We start from the raw sequence: 16,111 nt of genomic DNA, 5'->3' as shown, positions 1-16,111 counted from the left end.
GATTGATCCTCAGGACCTCGTCAGGATGTCGAAGCGAGTGCCCGGGAAAACTCAGAAGGAAGCGCAAGCGGACGCCTTCCGGAGCGCTCTCGTGACCGCCGCGCGCAGGGGAGAGCCGTTCAGCCTGGTCACTGGCGAACCGGTCTCGTGGGCTCGCACAGACAAGCCTGAAATGAGCTGGTACAGCTTCGCCTGCAAGTTCGTGGACATGAAGTGGACTGACGCATCCGCCAAGCACCGTGCGGGCATCGCCTACGTGCTGACGCTGGCCAGCCCTGCCATGTTCGACGGCACGGCATGCCCCTACGACGCCAAGGAAGTCCGGACCGCGCTCCGCCGTTGGGGATTCAACACCAAGGAGCGGAAGCACTGCCCGGAGCGGACTCGTGACATTCTCGCGTGGGTCGAGCGGAACAGCCTTCCCGTATCCGCCCTCACCGTTCCGGCGACCGCGCGGGCACTCTTGAACGCCGCCACATCCCGACTCGACGGAAGGCGAGTAGCGGCGAGCTCAAACCGCCGGCACCGTGTCATCCTGTCCAACGCCATGGCGTATGGAGTAGAGCTCAAGCTGCTCGACAAGAACCCCCTTACGGACCTGAAGTGGAAGATCTCCAAGACTTCGTTCCAGGTAGACCGCCGTTCCGTCGTCAATCCCGACCAGGCCCGCGCCCTGCTCGACGCCATCGAGAAGCGCAGGCCAAGCGGCCCCCTGCTCATGCCCTTCTTCGCGGCCCTCTACTTCGCGGGTCTGCGCCCGGAGGAAGCCGTCAACCTACGGGAAAAGGACATAACCCTGCCTGATGCTTCGGACACATGGGGCGAGATCTACCTGACAGCCGCTACGCCAGATGCGGGAAGGGAATGGACCGACTCCGGAGAACAGCGCGACGATCGCAGCCTGAAGCACCGCCCCGAGGGCGAGAGCCGTCCTGTTCCCTGCGCGCCGGAGCTGGTGGCCATCCTGCGCGCCCACCTCAAAGAGCACGGCACCGGCCCCGGTGGTCGGGTCTTTCACGGCGTACAGGGGCATGTGCTGGCCACGAGCACCATTCAGCGGGTGTGGGACAGGGCTCGCCGGGACGCGCTGAGCAAGGAGGAGTACGCCTCACCGCTGGCCAAACGGCCCTACGACCTTCGGCACGCCTGCCTGTCCACCTGGCTGAATGCGGGGGTCTCGCCGAAGCAGGTGGCCGAGTGGGCAGGCAACAGCGTGGAAGTCCTGCACCGCACCTACGAGAAGTGCCTCGTAGGACATGACGAGATCGCCATGCGCCGGATCAGCGACGTTCTACGCCCCGGACCGCGGGAACCCATTGGGAAAGATCAGCCGGAGACAGCCGATGACAGCCGGACACGGCCGGACATCGGTACCTGATCCAGAACACGAAAAAGCCCAGGTCATCGTGATGATGGCCTGGGCCTTTGCACTGTGCGGCCGGAGGTACTCGAAACCCCAACCTTCTGATCCGTAGCAAGGTCAAGATGTCCACAGCCGTCCACCGCTGACACAAGCGCCTGATCAGAGGCAGTATCCGGCTTCCGAGACTTCAACGATGTCCATGGTCGTCCAGGGCTGTTGTTAGCACCGGCGTTAGCAAGATCTCCCTTGATGGCAGTCGCGGAAAATGGCCTTCTCGATCCACTGCGGCGCGGAGATCTACGCTAGGCCCATGCCGCCTTGTCTCGATGTCTACGTGTGGGTCTCAGAGCGTAGCTCTGAAGTCTTCGGACAATTCATCGCCAGCTACATCAACGTGGACGCCCCCGGTGATGATCGGTTCCATGCCTTCGAACGGGTTCATGTCCTGGGCGTTGCGAACGGCGCGGACAACAAGGCCCTTGATGAGTTGCGCCTCAAAGAAGAAGACGCTTTCACGCTCTACCTGAGGGCGCGGGACCATTACCAGGCCATCATCACGGTCACACGCGACGGCGCTGCCGTTCTCGGCCTCAGCGTTGACGCTTCAGACGATCTATCAGAAACGCTGCGACAGGCCGAACAACTCGTAGCGCAGCTTCAACGGCAGTTCTCTGCTCCCGCCGGACTCGCCGGGGTTGAGTTGCCACCGGCCAGGGACCGCGCTGAATGGGAGGAAGAGGACTTCGTGCTGCTTCGCGCGGGCGAACTCCCCGTTCCCTGACCCCGGCGCCAATAACGCCTGATCCGTTCGATCTCCGGGCCTTCGCACGGGCTCGAGCTCGGGAACTACCCATCACCTGCTGATCAACCGACCCCAACTGTGACAGGCGGCCACATCATGGCAATTCCCAAGAAGGGCTCACGGCTCATCACAGTCGACGGGGTCATCTACCGCTGGCGGATTCGTCGCAGGCCCACGTATTGCCAGGGGAACGGCTGGGGGGCACTTACCTTCGCGGTCGAGTCAGCCGAGAAGCCGGGCCGCGTGCTCCTGGTAGCGCTTCCTTTCGCTCGGCCGGACGCCTGGCTCGAGGAACGGACCATGGCCGTACGGCCAGCGCTTGTGACGGCGATCATAGGGACGGCCCTGGACTGCGGCTGGGACCCGCAGCAGGAAGGAAACGCCTTCACCCTCGACCTCAACGAGAACGACCTGATTCACGTGATGGGCGGGCAGCCACCCTCCTACGAGGTCCCATTCATGCGTAGATAGCTGGGGCTCGCGACAGGGTGACCGTCCGCTTTTCATGCGGACCAATCGCCCTGGTCGGGTACTGGGCACCGTGGTCAGAGGGTGGTTGGACGGTATCCAAAGTGAGCCCGTGTGCGGGGATGTTGCTGTCAGGGCAGCTGTCATCACGCTTGCGAGATCATGATCTTCGTCCGCTACTGTCGCCCGAGTCGATCTACCGGCAAGCGGGAGAACGGGAGGCCGTCGTGGCGCAGGCACCTCATGCGGAGACGCACCTCCCTGCAGGGGCACTTCGCGCCGGGGCGGTCCTGGCCGCCGCCGGACCGGTCCTCCTGAAGACCTCCAGGATCAGCGCGGCAGAGCTGAACATCGAGATCTGCTGGGGAACCGACTCTGTTGTTCCCTTCCTTATGACGGCGAGTCCATGGTGGCAGTTGCTTTCGTGGGCCGAACTCCTGCTGCCAGTAGTCCTAGCCGGTCTCTTGCTGCGCGCCTCGCCACGGACCACGCTCCTCGGGATCGCAGCGATCTGCGCCATCCTCGCGTTCCGGCTGTTCGCGATCTTCCTCTCGTCCGGCACCCACCCCCTCACCGACCGGCCCCTTCCCGTCGATGAGCCCTGGCCGTCGATCGTCTGCTACGTCGTGACCATCGTCGCACTGCTTGTAGCGGCACGTTCCCCTCTGCCTCCGGCGCGGAAGGGAATCGTGTTGTGGGCGGCAGCCATCGTGGCGGCTGCGTGGACGGTCGGCCGGCTCTCCCTCCCGAGCGGTGAGTCCACCTCCTTCGGCTGGTTCGCCTACACACCGCCGGCGGAACTGCTGTGGAAGCACCCCGGGGCGTGGTCCTGCAAGGCCGACGTGGACGGCGTACTGATCGTGCTCATCGCCTTAGCTGCGGTGGCCGGCGGCGTCATGGCGGGCCGGACACGGCGCCGGGTCGCACGGGGGACCGGTGTGCTCCTCGTCCTCGCCACCTTCGAAGGATTCGCGGCGGTTCTCATCGTCGCGGGCGGCGAACACCTCACGAACGCGACCATGATGATCCGATGGCACCTACTGGCCGCAGCGGCGCTCGTCATCGCGACCACTTTCCGGGATCGAACACCACCGACCGAACCTGAAAATCCTCACCCGCTGTAGAAGTAGACCGAGAAACGGTGGAGACCCCTTCATTACGAGTCAACGGCGGGTGCCAGGTCGGGAGGCTCACACGCTGGTCAGGCGGTAGATGCGGTTCGGTGGGATGTGATCGTGTAAGACGGCGTTGCCGTACAGCAACCTCCGCAAGCTGCAGCGCGGCCTCTCGGTCAGCGCTCGTCGTGCAGGATCTTCATCACGTCCGCCTTTGCGGCGGACTTCGCCATCGGCCCCAGGAAGTGCCAATGGCGGCCGATACCTTGCGTCAACCCACGCGACACGACATGAAGGAGTGCTCATCGTGACACTCGAGACGGACCCGGCGACTGACCTCAGCGGGTGGGGTGCCGCGCTGGCCAGTGCCTTCGAGATACTGCTCGGTGGAAAGCCGACCGTCGACCCCGCCTCCAGATACGGGGTGTATTACGCCTCGGACCCCCTCGACGAGTTCCTGTTCCCGAATCCCTGGGCCACCCCTGACGCGCTGTCAGATCGGGAGCCGAGGCACCTTCCGGATTCGGACGGTGAGTACCCCTTCTCCCCTTGGACATGGCGGTTCGACCTGAGCGAGTCGCTGTTCCGCTTCGACGCCGAACTCCTGGCAGGAACGGGACCGTGGGGCGACGGCGGGCACAAGGGCCCCCGGCCGTTCGACGACACCTTCGTCGCCGACCTGCGGACCGTCTCCTCGACCGACGAAGCCGGTGAAGTGCTGGTGCACGGCGCGGAGTTGGGACCGCTCTTGGGCCGCCACAGCGTCGACCTGACCAACAAGAAGTCCAAGAAACTGAACGGCTGGCTGACCGTGCTGCTGCGCGTCGCCACCGATGGCACTCTCACCGATGCGATGCGGGCCGCCACGTTCACCGAGCGTGGCCCCGAACACCTGGTGTCGATTCACGACATGGATGACGCCTGCTCCGCCGGCGAACCCTGGGAAGAAAGGCTGAGCGCGGTCACGCATCCCGCGCTCCGCGACCATCTCCGTATGCTCTGCCTCACCGAGGACGACGCGCGCAGCGAGGGCGGCTTCTACTGCGGCACCGACTACTGGCCGTGGACCGATGTCCTGGAATCGGTTGGCTGCTCCCTTGTTGCAGGCTGGGGGTTCGGCGAGTCCCAGGCCGGTACCGCCGTTGTGCGATTGCCAGACAAACCAGGAGCACGCTGAGCACGCCGCTTCATAACCTCTCATTGAGAACACCTGAGCAGGGGATCAGCGCCTCCTTCAGGCCGACTTCCTTGGCCAGCTGGGGGTGGCGCCTTTGCGGGCCAGGCGTCTGGTCATGAGGGTGGTCGAACTGGCACTCGCAGATCTCGATGACCATGGACGTCTACCCGCAGATCCCATCACCCGAGACCCGGAAGGCACTGGATCGTTTGAATGCCAGTCTCGATACCGAGGAAGGCGACCGCTCGACGCAATCGCCCACGCGGACCGACCGACGAAGACCTTCCAGGGTGCTCCTGGGAGGCCTTTCGTGGTGAGTCTCGCGGACTCACCACTTGGGAAGCTCGTGCGCGTCGGGATAGAGCATGATGATCTTTTCCAACAGCTCAGGACTGTCCGTCTGCACATCCCAGTAGCCGCTGTCGAACGCTCGGATCTTCACCTCCGGCACCGACGGGCTGTCGCCGTGGCCGACAAGCTCTCCATCGATGAGCTGGCACTCCATGCTGAACAGTTCGATGAGACGCCCCGTGGTCACCAGCGAGTCCGCCGTGGCCTTGGTGATCGCTTCAGCCTGTGGAGAGAGCAGCCAGTCGATGATCAATTCCCAGCGGTAGCCTTCGAGCATGGGGCCGAGGGAGATGAGAACCTCAGCCAGGCCGATATAGCGCTTCTCTCGCCAGGCTTTGAACGTGAGGATGCGAATCCCGGTCACGCTCTCCCTCTCCTCTGCGGCGGATACCTCTCATGTGGAGCAGACCCAGGGCACTCGATCGATAGCAGCCGTTAGACCCCGTTGCTGTATTTCGTTGCTGTACGGGCACGAAAAAGGCCCTCCGGGATGATCCCGAAGGGCCTTTGACCTGCTGTGCGGCCGGAGGTACTCGAAACCCCAACCTTCTGATCCGTAGTCAGATGCTCTATCCATTGAGCTACGGCCGCTCGCTGCGTAAGCAAGCATAGCGGGTTTTGGGCGATGCCTCGAACCGGTTAAGCGATCAACCTCCGATCCGTCCATCCGCGCCGGATTCCCCGACGGAGGCGGGGAATCCGGCGAAGATCCGGTGGGAGGCCGAAGGGAACGTGTCGCGATGGGCGAGGTCAGATGGTCTGGAGGATCATGGCGAGGGCGCCGGGGAAGCGGGTCTCCGGCTGAAATCGCCAGTGACATCGCGGCCCACGTGCGGGGCCGACCGCTGAAAACGCCGGTGACACCACAGCCGCCGTGCGGGGGAAGCGGCTGGAATCGCCGGTGACGCCGTGATCGGACGTGCCGGGTCAGCTGCCGGGATCGCCGGTGACGCCGACCTTCCTGGGGAACAGCGTGTAGCTCAGCGGCCAGAGCACGGCGATCAGGGGGATCTTGAGCGCACCGATCATGAATTCGTTCAGTGCCGTGGTCCGTGACGGGTCGCCGACGATGAGGATCAGGCCGAACAGCAGGGCGCAGGCGATGCCGTACGCGAGAACGATCCGGAACCAGATGCCCCACTCGTACCGGGCCCTCGCCATGCCGCCGGACGGTGGCTGCCACGGTTCGGGGCCGTCGGCGAAGCGGTGGGCGAACTTCGCGTCGGCCCAGGTGATCGTACGGTGGCCGAAGACGATCGAGTAGGCGAGGTAGGCGGCGGCCAGGCCGTGGCGCCAGTCGGCCTGGGCGCCGCCGCGCATGTCGACGACGGAGGCGATGAGCAGGATCACGTCGAGCAGCGGGACCGCCAGCAGCAGCGCGGTGCTGAGCCGGCGCATCCCCCACAGGTAACGTGAGGCGAGTCCCAGGCCCAGCAGGATCCAGAAGCCGATCTCGCAGCCGATGATGATGGCCAGAATCATGAGTCCATGCTCACGGGCCGGTCGGCCTGGGACATCGTCGGCGCTGATGAACCGGCGTACACCCTTATATGTACCGACGATCCTCCCTGCGCCGCTCCTGCGGGCCGTATCGAAATGGTGAGATGACAGGCATGAGACGAGACGCGCTGTGGGCGGTGGCGTGTTTCCTCGTCGGCCTGCTGCTGCTCGCCGCGGGTGCCTACCAGCAACGATGGGCCGCCCTTCCGCTGTTCGCCGGGCCGCTGGCGGTCGCGTGCGCGGGGGTCGCGGTACGGCGGAGCAGGCCGCTGCTCGCGCTCGGGCTGGGGGTGGTGGCCCTCCTCGGCGACCTCGCGATGGGTCCTTCGCTGGGCACGGTCCTGATCGTCACGGACAACCTCTACGCGGGGGTGAGGTACGGCCCCCGGGCGCTGGGCCGGTGGATGCTCGGCATCACCTCGGTGATCGCCGTCGCGGCGGGCGTGGTCGCGGGGGTCGTGTTCAGGCACTGGTCGGCCGCCGCCATCGTCTCCGTCCAGGTGGGGCTGGTCGGGGGGACCCCCGTCCTCACCGCCATGTTCATGAGGCAGCTGCAGGACCTGGCGTCCTCCGAGCGCGCGAGGGCCGAGCAGGTGGCGCGGCTCGCGGAGCTGGACCGGGCGGCCGCGGTGCAGGCCGAGCGGGCCAGAATGGCACGGGAGCTGCACGACATGATCGCGAATCACTTCAGCGCGATCGCCATCCAGTCCACCGCCGTCCTCTCCCGCCGGGACCTGGACGCGCGGGTCGTACGGCAGGTGCTGGAGTCCATCAGGGAGAACAGCGTCGAGGGCATGAACGAGATGCGCGCCATGATCGGGCTGCTCCGGCAGGACGGAGAGGAGCCGGAGGCGACCCGGCGCCGGGTGGCCGAGGCCGGAGAACTGGTGGAACGGGCCCGGGAGGCGGGGCTTGACGTGCGGATGCGGGTGGAGGGCGACGCCAGGGAGCTGCCCGCCTCGGTCGATCTGGCCGGTTACCGGATCGTCCAGGAGTCGCTGACCAACGCGCTCAAGCACGGCGGCAGGGCCGCCGACGTGGTGATCGGCTACCTGCCGGGGCTGGTCACGCTCACCGTGGACAACCCGGTGGGCGCGGCGGGGCGAGAGTTGCCCGGCGCGGGGGCGGGGATCATCGGCATGCGGGAGCGTACGAACCTCGTCGGCGGCCTCTTCGAGGCCGGTCCGCACAATGACGGCTGGCGTGTTCGCGCCGAGTTGCCCACCCTGGAGAGCACGTGACCATCAGAGTCCTCGTCGCCGACGATCACGCGGCGGTCCGCGCCGGGATCGTCCTCATCCTCGACGGTCACGACGACATCGAGGTCGTCGGCCAGGCCGCCAACGGCGAGCAGGCCGTCGCGATGGCCTCCGAACTCCGTCCGGACGTGGTGCTGATGGACATCCGGATGCCGAAGCTCGACGGGATCTCCGCGACGCGCGAGCTGAGCGGGATCGCCGACGTGCTGATCCTGACCACCTTCGACATCGACGAGTACGTCTTCGGGGCGCTGCGGGCCGGAGCCGCCGGGTTCCTGTTGAAGAACACCGACGCCGACGCCCTGGTGGACGCGGTGAGGGTGGTGGCGAGGGGCGACGGGCTCATCGCGCCCTCGGTCACCCGACGGCTGATCTCGGCCTTCGGCGCGTCGGTCCCCGAGCGCAGGTCGTACGAGATCGGCGCTCTCACCCCGCGCGAGCGCGAGGTGCTGGCCTGTATCGGCCGGGGCCTGTCGAACACGGAGATCTCCGTGGAGCTGGACATGGCGGAGGCGACGACGAAGACCCACGTCAGCCGGTTGCTGAACAAGCTGGGTCTCCGCAGTCGTGTACAGGCCGCGATCCTGGCTCAGGAGCTCCCGTGACTCAGGAGTCCTCCGCCCGGATGTGAAAGGGGTCCGGCTCAGGAGCCCGCCACTCGGAGGTGAAAAGGCGCTCCGCCGGGACGCGAAGGGGACTCAAGGGGTGAAGGGGACTCAGGGGTTCTCCGCGGGGACGTAGAGGGCGAGGGTCTCCGCGACGCAGGCGGGCTTCTTCCCGCCCTCCACCTCCACGGTCATGCGTACGTTCGCCAGATAGCCGGAGGGGGTGCCCTTGAGGTCGACGAGCTCGCCCTCGGCACGGATCCGCGCGCCGACCGGGACCGGCGCGGGGAAGCGGACCTTGTTGAGCCCGTAGTTGATGCCCATCGCCAGGTTGCCCACCTCGAACAGTTCCGACATCAGGGAGGGCAGCAGTGACAGGCTCAGGTATCCGTGGGCGATGGTGGCACCGAACGGCCCCTGCTTGGCCCGCTCCACGTCCACGTGGATCCACTGGTGGTCGCCGGTCGCGTCGGCGAAGAGATTGACCTGCTCCTGGGTGATCTCGCGCCACTCGGTATGGCCGAGGTGTTCCCCGACGGCGGCCTTGAACTCGATGATGTTCGCGAAAGTCCTCATGCCTGGGACTTTATTTCGCTGAGCGCACGGCGAGAAGGTTCACCCTCGAACTCCCCTCGCCTCCCGGCCCCGGGCGAGCGGGTGGGCCTCGGACATCGGTCGCCCCGTGCTCCTCGATGACGTGGGGACGGTCCTACGGTCGCATCGTGTTTTCGCTGTACGGCCCGCGTCGCAACACCGGCCGTTCACACCGCTTCCCTAGCGTGCCCGCCATGAGACGACGCATGACGATCAGCATCGGCGCGGCCGTACTGGCACTCGCGGTGTCCGCACCGGCGATGGCCGACCCCGGCCGGCCCGACTCCGGCCTTCCCTCCACCGAGAGCGCCGGGACGCAGGGGGCGGACTCGCGGCGCCCGGGACCTGGGCACCCCGGCTCCGATCATCCGGGGGCCGACGGCGCCGGATTCGGACGTGCCACGCTGACCGGGTTCGCATTCCTGCCCGCGCTCACCTTCGTCCCCGGCAGCGAGCCGTCGGGATCCCAGCTTGGTACGACTCCCGTCAACGGGGTGACCCCGCCGTTCGCCGGGCAGCCTGTGCAGGGCTTCAGCGGCGTCGTGCGGCGGCACGACGGCACCTTCGAGGCACTGTCCGACAACGGTTTCGGCTCCCAGGCCAACAGCGCGGACTTCCTGCTGCAGGTGCACCGGGTGAGGCCCGACTTCCGTCGCGAGAAGGTGACGGTGCTGGGCGGATTCGACCTGAGCGACCCCGACAGGCGCGTTACCTGGCCGCTGACCAGGGCGGACCGGAAGCTGACCGGCGCCGACTTCGACGTGGAGTCGATCGTGAGGACCGTCGACGGCACCTACTGGATCGGGGACGAGTTCGGCCCGTTCCTGTTGCATTTCTCCTCCTCGGGCAGGTTGCTCGAGGCTCCGATCCCGCTGCCCGGCGTGAAGGCCCCGGAGAACCCCTCCCTCAACGGCGAGCAGCCGAACCTGGGGCGGAGCAAGGGGTTCGAGGGCATGGCGCGCTCGGTCGACGGCCGTACGCTGTATCCGCTGCTCGAAGGCACTGTGAGCGGCGACGCCGCGGGTACGCTGCGGATGAACGAGTTCGACCTGCGCAAACGGTCCTACACCGGCAAGCGCTGGACCTACCGGCTGGAGAGCCCCGACAACGCGATCGGCGACATGATCGCTGTTGACCGGCACCGGTTCCTCGTCATCGAGCGTGACAACCTCCAGGGGGACGAGGCCAGGACCAAGCGCGTCTATCTGGTGGACACCCGCCACGCGGACCTGCGCAAGACCCTCGTCGCCGACCTGCTCGACCTGGCCAACCCGCGCGGGCTGGGCGGGTTCGGGGAGACCTTCCGCTTCCCGTTCCAGACCATCGAGGACGTCGTGATCCTCGACGACCGGACCCTGGGCGTGCTGAACGACAACAACTTCCCGTTCTCCGCAGGCCGTACGCCGGGCAGGCCCGACGACAACGAGTTCATCACCGTGCGCCTGTCGCGTCCGCTCCAGGCCGACAGCCGCGTCTACCTGTAAGGACCCGCGAGCCCTTCCTCCGCTTCCGGACCTTGCCGGGAGGGGAGGAAGGGCTCTATCTTTCTCCTATTTCCTTTAAGCAATCCCGTTTCCCCTACCGTACGAACAACTACGACAAAACACTAAATAACAATAGATAAACTCCCATCAGTATTCACAGTGTCATTTATTTGCTCTGCCTCAACCGTTTCAATACGCTATCTCACGGTCCGAGGGGTATCTCCTAGCTGCTGCCACTTATGGAGCAGTAAGGGATATCAGATGTTTTCGGAACCAGAAACGAGATGGGGAAATATCGTGCTTCCTCGAAAGAGCGGACGGACACCGGGGCCGAACTCCGGCAGGCAGGTGGGCGTTCTCGCCATCGCGGCAGTCGCCGGCATCCTCATGACGTCGAACCAGGTACCGGCCAACGCCACCATCGGGCAGGCCCAGACGCCCGGCTCGATCTCACAGCCGCATCCCGACGGCCACTCCTCCCGACGCCCCGACCCCTCCCGCGACCAGCATCGCGGACGTGAGATGAGGCCCTCCGACAGGTGGCGGGGAAAGCCGCAGCGCTATCAGGACCGACCCCACGGCCGCGACCGCGATCGTGATCGCTACCGCGGGCGCAGGGGCGAGAACGCGGCGCCGGCGGGACGCGAGCGCCTCTCCCGAGAGGAGCGGATGATGAGGGAGCTCCAGGACGACCCGTCATTCCCAGAGATCATCGTTCGCGAGAAATAAATCCGGCGGGCCATTTCCCGTGCCCCGTCGCGACAGAACGCGAAAAGCCGCGCACCACCGCGACGGGGACCGGCCGCCGAAGCCCACCGGGCGACCGGTACGACACGACGAGGAACCGGCCGCGCACCACCGTTCCCGCTTCACTCTCATCGGCATTCCGCGTACCGGAGCGAGCGGGCCACAGCGGTTCCGGGCAAAAGCGAGTCGCCCCGCATGAACCCGGCCACCCCCTCTCCACCGGCCATCCTGAAATCAGCCGTTGAACACTATGAACGAACAATCATTATAAATGTAGCTAAATCGTAGATGAGGTGCAGGTTTTCCTTCACAACACTGTTTATTTGCTCTTCCCGAACTATGGCGGCGCGTTATCCACATAAGCCCCGGGTATCTCCTGTGCGTCATCACTTTCGTGATCACCTGACAGGTCCGAATAGTTTCGGAATTAGTAACGACATGGGGAAATAACGTGCTTCCTCGTAATAGCAAACGGGTGCCGGCCCTTTCCGGCAAGCGGGTCGGCGCCCTGGCCGTCGCAGCGATGGCCGGCATCCTCGTGATGTCGTCGAATCAGGCACCGGCGAACGCCACAGGGGAGACGAATCTTCTCAATTTCGCACCCCACAGCGACAACGGGGACACCGGGGGTGCCGGCGGGAAAGCCCGGCTTCAAAATTCCGTACACCGTGGCGAGAAGTCCATTCTTCGCCCGTGCCGCCCCACCAAGGGTGCGCGTAACTGCGACTGCCCATCCGGCGGTCGCGGGCCGGGACCCGGCGGTCGAGGGAAGGGGTGCCGCTGGAACGACGACCGAGACCGGCCACGACACCTGGACGACGACGATGATGACGACGACGGCAGAGTGATCGTCGTCCCCGTCAGGAGAAGGCCCCCGGCTCCCACCGCGACCAGCTCCACCAATGCCGCCGGACCTGGGCGCCCGGGGCCCCGTGGACTGCCGGGCCTGCCTGGAATTCCCGGTCCCGCGGGACCGCCCGGACCCGCAGGACCCGCAGGACCACCCGGACCTGCGGGACCGGCAGGACCGGCGGGACCCGCAGGACTGAAAGGACTGGCAGGACCACCCGGACCGGCAGGACCCGCAGGACCCGCAGGACCCGCAGGACCCGCAGGACTGAAAGGACTGGCAGGACCACCCGGACCCGCAGGACCACCCGGACCACCCGGACCTGCGGGACCGGCAGGACCAGCGGGACCCGCAGGAGCGGACGGAGCGGACGGACTTCCGGGAGCGAACGGACCGACAGGCCCCGCAGGGCCAGCGGGACCCGCCGGCCCGACAGGGCCGGCAGGACCGGCGGGCCCAACGGGACCGACAGGCCCGGCGGGCGCGACAACGCTCGCGAAGCCGACCAAGCCCACGGGATGCGTCACGGCCAGCCCCGTGATCGCTCTTACACCGGTGTGCTCCGTCACCTCTCTCAGCGTTCCCGTCATTCCCGTCGCCTCGACCGCATACGCCGGCTCTCTCTGCCTGCCCGGCCAGTACAGCACCGTCAGCGTTCTCAGCACGGCGGAACCCGTCGGATGCTAGGCCGTACCGAAGCGGCGTGCCGCGGTGAGAACCGCACGGGACAGGGGACAGGCCGCTTCGGTACACGAGTATGACCTCGCGAAATCCGTACGACCCCGGATCGCGCCGTCACAGCACCTGGTGGCGGCGCGGACGAGGCCGGCCGGTACGGCCACCGCGTGATCCGTCGGGAATGGGGACCGAGGATCACGCGGTGGCCGTACCGGCTCGGAGTCTCGACACGGCCCCCACGGCTCACTCTCCAGCGCGAAACGGTCCCACAGCTCACTCCCAGCGCGAAACCGCGACACGACCCACACCCCACGCCCCGACGCGGAGCCGCGACACACCCGCGTCTCACTCTCCAGCGCGACGTCGCGGTGCGACCCACCCCTCGCTCCCCGACATGAAGCCGCGACACGACCCGCGCCTCACTCCCTGGCCCGGGGAAGAACAGCCGTCATGACCAGGCCACCGCCGCCGCGCGGGCGGGCCGTGACGTCGCCGCCGTGGGCACGGGCCACGGAGCGGACGATGGACAGGCCCAGTCCCGCGCTCTTCGACGTGACCAGGCGGTCGGCCCCCAGGCGGCGGAAAGGTTTGAAGAGTTCCGGGATGTCGTAGGGCGGTACGGCGGGTCCGGTGTTGCTGACCTCCACTTCGACGTGCCCCTCGGACGCGGTACGGCTGACGACCCGCACCCAGCCGGTACCGTCGCCGGTGTTGTGCCGGATCCCGTTCTCGACCAGGTTGTGTACCAGGCGTTCGAGCAGGAGCGCGTCCCCGCTGGTGGGCGCGTGCCCCGCCGACTCGTGGACGGTGACCTTCACCTGCTCCGCCTGCTGGGCGGTCTGCGCGATCACGTGAGAAACCACGTCGGCCATGTCCACCGGCGACCGGTCGGCGATCTCGTGTTCGGCGCGGGCGAGCAGCAGCAGTCCCGAGATGAGCTGCTCGTGCCGGGCGTTGATCTCCAGCAGGCTCTCGCCGAGCTGCTTCACGTCGGACGACGCCGCCCTGCGGTGCATGGCCAGCTCGACCAGCGCCCGGTTGAGCGTCAGCGGGGTGCGGAGTTCGTGCGAGGCGTTGGCGACGAACCTGCGCTGGCCGTCGAAGGAGTGGTCGAGCCGCTCGACCATGGTGTCGAAGGCGTCGGCGAGCTCCTTGACCTCGTCCTCCGGGCCGCGTAGCGCGATCCGCGCGTGCAGGCCGTGGTCGGCGACCGTGGTGACCGCGATCCGCCGCGCCGTCTCGGTCACCCGGCGCAGCGGGGCGAGCACCCGCCCCGCGACCACCCATCCGAGGCCCACGGCGACGGAACCGACCGCGACCAGCGCGACCGCCCCCTGGGTGAGCAGCGAGGTGGTCGCGGCGGCGCGCAGCGCCTCCTCCTGCCGCTGCAGCCACTGAACCGCCTCCGGCCCGGTGAACACGTGCCCTTTCGAGGTGATGAAGACCACCTTCCGCTCGCTCCCGAGCCCTCCGTACCTGTCGGCGAAGGACTGGACCAGCTGCTGGTCGAACAGCAGGTAGGTGACGCCGAGCAGGGTCAGACCCGCGGCGAGGAACAGGGCGCCGTACACGAGGGTGAGGCGGGTTCTCAGCGTGAGACCGGGCAACCTGTCGATGATCATGCGATCCGGTACCCTTCCCCCGGCATCGTCTCGATGACCGGCGGCTCCCCGAGCTTGCGCCGGAGTTTGAGTATGGTGAGGCGCACCACGCCGGTGAAGGGGTCGGCGTACTCGTCCCACGCCTTCTCCAGCAGCCGTTCGGCGGAGACGAGCGCCCCTTCCGCGCGCAGCAGTTCGGCCAGGACGGCGAACTCCTTCTTCGACAGCGGCACGTACCGCCCGTTCCTGAACACCTCCCGGCGCGCGGGGTCGAGGGTGATCCCGGCCCGCCGCAGCACCGGTGGCACGGCCGGTCGCGAGCGCCGTCCCAGTGCCAGGACACGAGCGGCGAGTTCGGCGAAGGCGAACGGCTTGGCGAGGTAGTCGTCGGCCCCGAGGGACAGTCCGGCCACCCGGTCACCGATCTCCGCGGCGGCGGTGAGCATGAGCACCCGCGCGGTCGACTCCGACGCGACCAGTTCCCTGCAGACGTCGTCTCCGTGCACAACGGGCAGGTCACGGTCGAGAACGACCACGTCGTAGTCGTTGACCGCGATGCGTTCCAGCGCCGCCGCGCCGTCGTGCGCGGTGTCGACCGCGTGTGTCTCGCCGCGCAGCCACTCGGCTATCGCACCGGCCAGCACGCGCTCGTCCTCCACCACCAGCACTCGCATCGCGTTCTCGTACTCCCTCGTCGTGTACGGACGAGGCGATGGTGGCGTACGCGGTGTTTGCTCGCCGTTAGCTCCGATGGAAACGCGACCGAAACGCGCTCCCCTGTTGCATCGCCTCTCGAACGGCCGGTGGAGAGCCGGCCGAAGGAAGAGGAGAAGATCATGAGAGTTCTCGGCGCCCTGGCGCTCGCCCTGGTCCTGACAGGGTGCGGTACGGCCGGCGACGACGCGGACGTGGCCTCCGCGACCGGCGGCGGCGACAAGCCCGCCGTGAGCGCCGCGCCGAGCCTGGACCAGCACGAGAAGGGGATCAAGTTCGCGCAGTGCATGCGGGAGAACGGCGTCGACATGCCGGATCCCGAACCCGGCAAGGGCGTCGCCGTCCGGATCGGCAAGGGCACCTCCAAGGAGGCGATGGAGAAGGCCACGGCGGCCTGCAAGGAGTTCTCCCCGATGGGCGACGCCGGACCGGGCGGGGGTACGGACCCGCAGAGGGCCGAGTCGATGCGCGAGTTCGCGAAGTGCATGCGCGAGAACGGTGTGGAGGAGTTCCCGGACCCCGAGGGCGGCGGGCTGCGCGTGACCGGGGCCATCGGCGAGGACCCCGATTTCCAGACCGCGCAGGAGAAGTGCTCGAAGAAGTTCCTGCCCGAGGCGGGTCAGGGAGGCTCCTGATGTGCGCGACCACTCACCTGCCGAGACGCGCCCACCCTGGTCCGGCCCGTCAGGAGGTCTCCCGATGAGCGCGGCCACCCTCCTGCCAAGTCCATCCGACCCGTCAGGAGGACTCCCGATGAGCCCGACCACCCTCCTGCCAAGACGCCCCCATCCCCATCCGCCCCG

At 67.1% G+C, this 16,111-nt stretch carries 16 protein-coding genes and 1 tRNA gene; 10 read left to right on the top strand and 7 right to left on the bottom strand.

Features of this window, described 5'->3' with window-relative positions; all coding sequences use genetic code 11:
* Positions 1-172: 172 nt before the first annotated feature.
* The 5 genes from ACFY3V_RS37350 (at position 173) to ACFY3V_RS37330 (ending at position 4,925) form a co-directional block, all read left to right on the top strand.
* A complete protein-coding gene (locus tag ACFY3V_RS37350; protein ID WP_389780004.1) occupies positions 173-1,378 on the top strand; it encodes a tyrosine-type recombinase/integrase in 1,206 nt (401 codons plus the stop codon).
* A gap of 250 nt (positions 1,379-1,628) precedes the next feature.
* Positions 1,629-2,144: a hypothetical protein gene (locus tag ACFY3V_RS37345; protein ID WP_389780002.1), complete on the top strand. Its 516-nt coding sequence runs from the start codon at positions 1,629-1,631 to the stop codon at positions 2,142-2,144.
* Positions 2,145-2,465: 321 nt separating this feature from the next.
* Entirely contained in the window at positions 2,466-2,636 is a 171-nt protein-coding gene (locus ACFY3V_RS37340; protein ID WP_389780000.1) for a hypothetical protein, read from the top strand.
* Positions 2,637-2,860: 224 nt separating this feature from the next.
* Positions 2,861-3,757 carry a hypothetical protein gene (locus tag ACFY3V_RS37335; RefSeq protein WP_389779998.1) on the top strand — a complete coding sequence of 299 codons (897 nt, stop codon included), beginning with the start codon at positions 2,861-2,863 and terminating at the stop codon, positions 3,755-3,757.
* A 298-nt stretch (positions 3,758-4,055) separates the two neighbouring features.
* Entirely contained in the window at positions 4,056-4,925 is an 870-nt protein-coding gene (locus tag ACFY3V_RS37330) for a hypothetical protein (protein WP_389779996.1), read from the top strand.
* A 328-nt stretch (positions 4,926-5,253) separates the two neighbouring features.
* On the opposite strand, the gene ACFY3V_RS37325 is transcribed toward ACFY3V_RS37330, so the two are convergent.
* The 3 genes from ACFY3V_RS37325 to ACFY3V_RS37315 form a co-directional block, all read right to left on the bottom strand.
* Positions 5,254-5,640, bottom strand: a complete 387-nt coding sequence (locus tag ACFY3V_RS37325; RefSeq protein ID WP_389779994.1) for a hypothetical protein — start codon at positions 5,638-5,640, stop codon at positions 5,254-5,256.
* Positions 5,641-5,794: 154 nt separating this feature from the next.
* Positions 5,795-5,867, bottom strand: a tRNA-Arg gene (locus ACFY3V_RS37320).
* A gap of 336 nt (positions 5,868-6,203) precedes the next feature.
* Complete coding sequence (locus tag ACFY3V_RS37315; RefSeq protein ID WP_389779992.1) at positions 6,204-6,758, bottom strand: hypothetical protein; 555 nt, start codon at positions 6,756-6,758, stop codon at positions 6,204-6,206.
* 131 nt (positions 6,759-6,889) lie between these two features.
* Here ACFY3V_RS37315 and ACFY3V_RS37310 point away from each other — a divergent pair, with 131 nt between their 5' ends.
* Both ACFY3V_RS37310 and ACFY3V_RS37305 read left to right on the top strand, forming a co-directional pair.
* Positions 6,890-8,017: a histidine kinase gene (locus tag ACFY3V_RS37310; protein WP_362926330.1), complete on the top strand. Its 1,128-nt coding sequence runs from the start codon at positions 6,890-6,892 to the stop codon at positions 8,015-8,017.
* The gene (locus tag ACFY3V_RS37305) at positions 8,014-8,640 is read left to right on the top strand and encodes a response regulator transcription factor (protein ID WP_350942143.1); all 627 of its coding nucleotides are present in this window, start codon (positions 8,014-8,016) and stop codon (positions 8,638-8,640) included. The genes ACFY3V_RS37310 and ACFY3V_RS37305 overlap by 4 nt, the downstream gene beginning before the upstream one ends.
* A 111-nt stretch (positions 8,641-8,751) precedes the next feature.
* On the opposite strand, the gene ACFY3V_RS37300 is transcribed toward ACFY3V_RS37305, so the two are convergent.
* Positions 8,752-9,216 (bottom strand): MaoC family dehydratase, encoded by a 465-nt coding sequence (locus ACFY3V_RS37300; protein ID WP_362903302.1) that lies wholly within the window; start codon positions 9,214-9,216, stop codon positions 8,752-8,754.
* Between the two features lie 212 nt (positions 9,217-9,428).
* Between ACFY3V_RS37300 and ACFY3V_RS37295 the strand changes: the two genes are divergently transcribed.
* Entirely contained in the window at positions 9,429-10,718 is a 1,290-nt protein-coding gene (locus ACFY3V_RS37295) for an esterase-like activity of phytase family protein (protein WP_389779989.1), read from the top strand.
* A gap of 297 nt (positions 10,719-11,015) precedes the next feature.
* The gene (locus tag ACFY3V_RS37290; RefSeq protein ID WP_350942138.1) at positions 11,016-11,447 is read left to right on the top strand and encodes a hypothetical protein; all 432 of its coding nucleotides are present in this window, start codon (positions 11,016-11,018) and stop codon (positions 11,445-11,447) included.
* 878 nt (positions 11,448-12,325) lie between these two features.
* On the opposite strand, the gene ACFY3V_RS37285 is transcribed toward ACFY3V_RS37290, so the two are convergent.
* The 3 genes from ACFY3V_RS37285 to ACFY3V_RS37275 form a co-directional block, all read right to left on the bottom strand.
* Positions 12,326-12,775, bottom strand: coding sequence for a hypothetical protein (locus ACFY3V_RS37285; RefSeq protein WP_389779987.1), 450 nt, complete (start codon positions 12,773-12,775; stop codon positions 12,326-12,328).
* Positions 12,776-13,412: 637 nt separating this feature from the next.
* On the bottom strand, positions 13,413-14,615 hold the full coding sequence (locus ACFY3V_RS37280) for a HAMP domain-containing sensor histidine kinase (protein ID WP_362903296.1): 1,203 nt from the start codon (positions 14,613-14,615) through the stop codon (positions 13,413-13,415).
* Positions 14,612-15,268 carry a response regulator transcription factor gene (locus tag ACFY3V_RS37275; protein WP_362903294.1) on the bottom strand — a complete coding sequence of 219 codons (657 nt, stop codon included), beginning with the start codon at positions 15,266-15,268 and terminating at the stop codon, positions 14,612-14,614. Before ACFY3V_RS37275 ends, ACFY3V_RS37280 begins: the two co-directional genes overlap by 4 nt.
* 162 nt (positions 15,269-15,430) lie before the next feature.
* Between ACFY3V_RS37275 and ACFY3V_RS37270 the strand changes: the two genes are divergently transcribed.
* Positions 15,431-15,943: a hypothetical protein gene (locus ACFY3V_RS37270; RefSeq protein WP_389779985.1), complete on the top strand. Its 513-nt coding sequence runs from the start codon at positions 15,431-15,433 to the stop codon at positions 15,941-15,943.
* Positions 15,944-16,111 lie beyond the last annotated feature (168 nt).

Source organism: Streptosporangium sp. NPDC000095, from assembly GCF_042899335.1.
Classification (GTDB): Bacteria; Actinomycetota; Actinomycetes; order Streptosporangiales; family Streptosporangiaceae; genus Streptosporangium.
Note: the sequence above shows the minus strand (reverse complement) of the source record. Positions and strands in the feature narration are given on the sequence as shown.

Excerpts from the sequence above, each read along its gene's own strand:
- ACFY3V_RS37280 (WP_362903296.1), bottom strand. The coding sequence starts at position 14,615 with ATGATCATCGACAGGTTGCCCGGTCTCACGCTGAGAACCCGCCTCACC.
- ACFY3V_RS37295 (WP_389779989.1), top strand. The coding sequence starts at position 9,429 with ATGAGACGACGCATGACGATCAGCATCGGCGCGGCCGTACTGGCACTC.
- ACFY3V_RS37350 (WP_389780004.1), top strand. The coding sequence starts at position 173 with ATGAGCTGGTACAGCTTCGCCTGCAAGTTCGTGGACATGAAGTGGACT.
- ACFY3V_RS37275 (WP_362903294.1), bottom strand. The coding sequence starts at position 15,268 with ATGCGAGTGCTGGTGGTGGAGGACGAGCGCGTGCTGGCCGGTGCGATA.
- ACFY3V_RS37270 (WP_389779985.1), top strand. The coding sequence starts at position 15,431 with ATGAGAGTTCTCGGCGCCCTGGCGCTCGCCCTGGTCCTGACAGGGTGC.
- ACFY3V_RS37300 (WP_362903302.1), bottom strand. The coding sequence starts at position 9,216 with ATGAGGACTTTCGCGAACATCATCGAGTTCAAGGCCGCCGTCGGGGAA.
- ACFY3V_RS37310 (WP_362926330.1), top strand. The coding sequence starts at position 6,890 with ATGAGACGAGACGCGCTGTGGGCGGTGGCGTGTTTCCTCGTCGGCCTG.
- ACFY3V_RS37315 (WP_389779992.1), bottom strand. The coding sequence starts at position 6,758 with ATGATTCTGGCCATCATCATCGGCTGCGAGATCGGCTTCTGGATCCTG.
- ACFY3V_RS37340 (WP_389780000.1), top strand. The coding sequence starts at position 2,466 with ATGGCCGTACGGCCAGCGCTTGTGACGGCGATCATAGGGACGGCCCTG.
- ACFY3V_RS37345 (WP_389780002.1), top strand. The coding sequence starts at position 1,629 with ATGGCCTTCTCGATCCACTGCGGCGCGGAGATCTACGCTAGGCCCATG.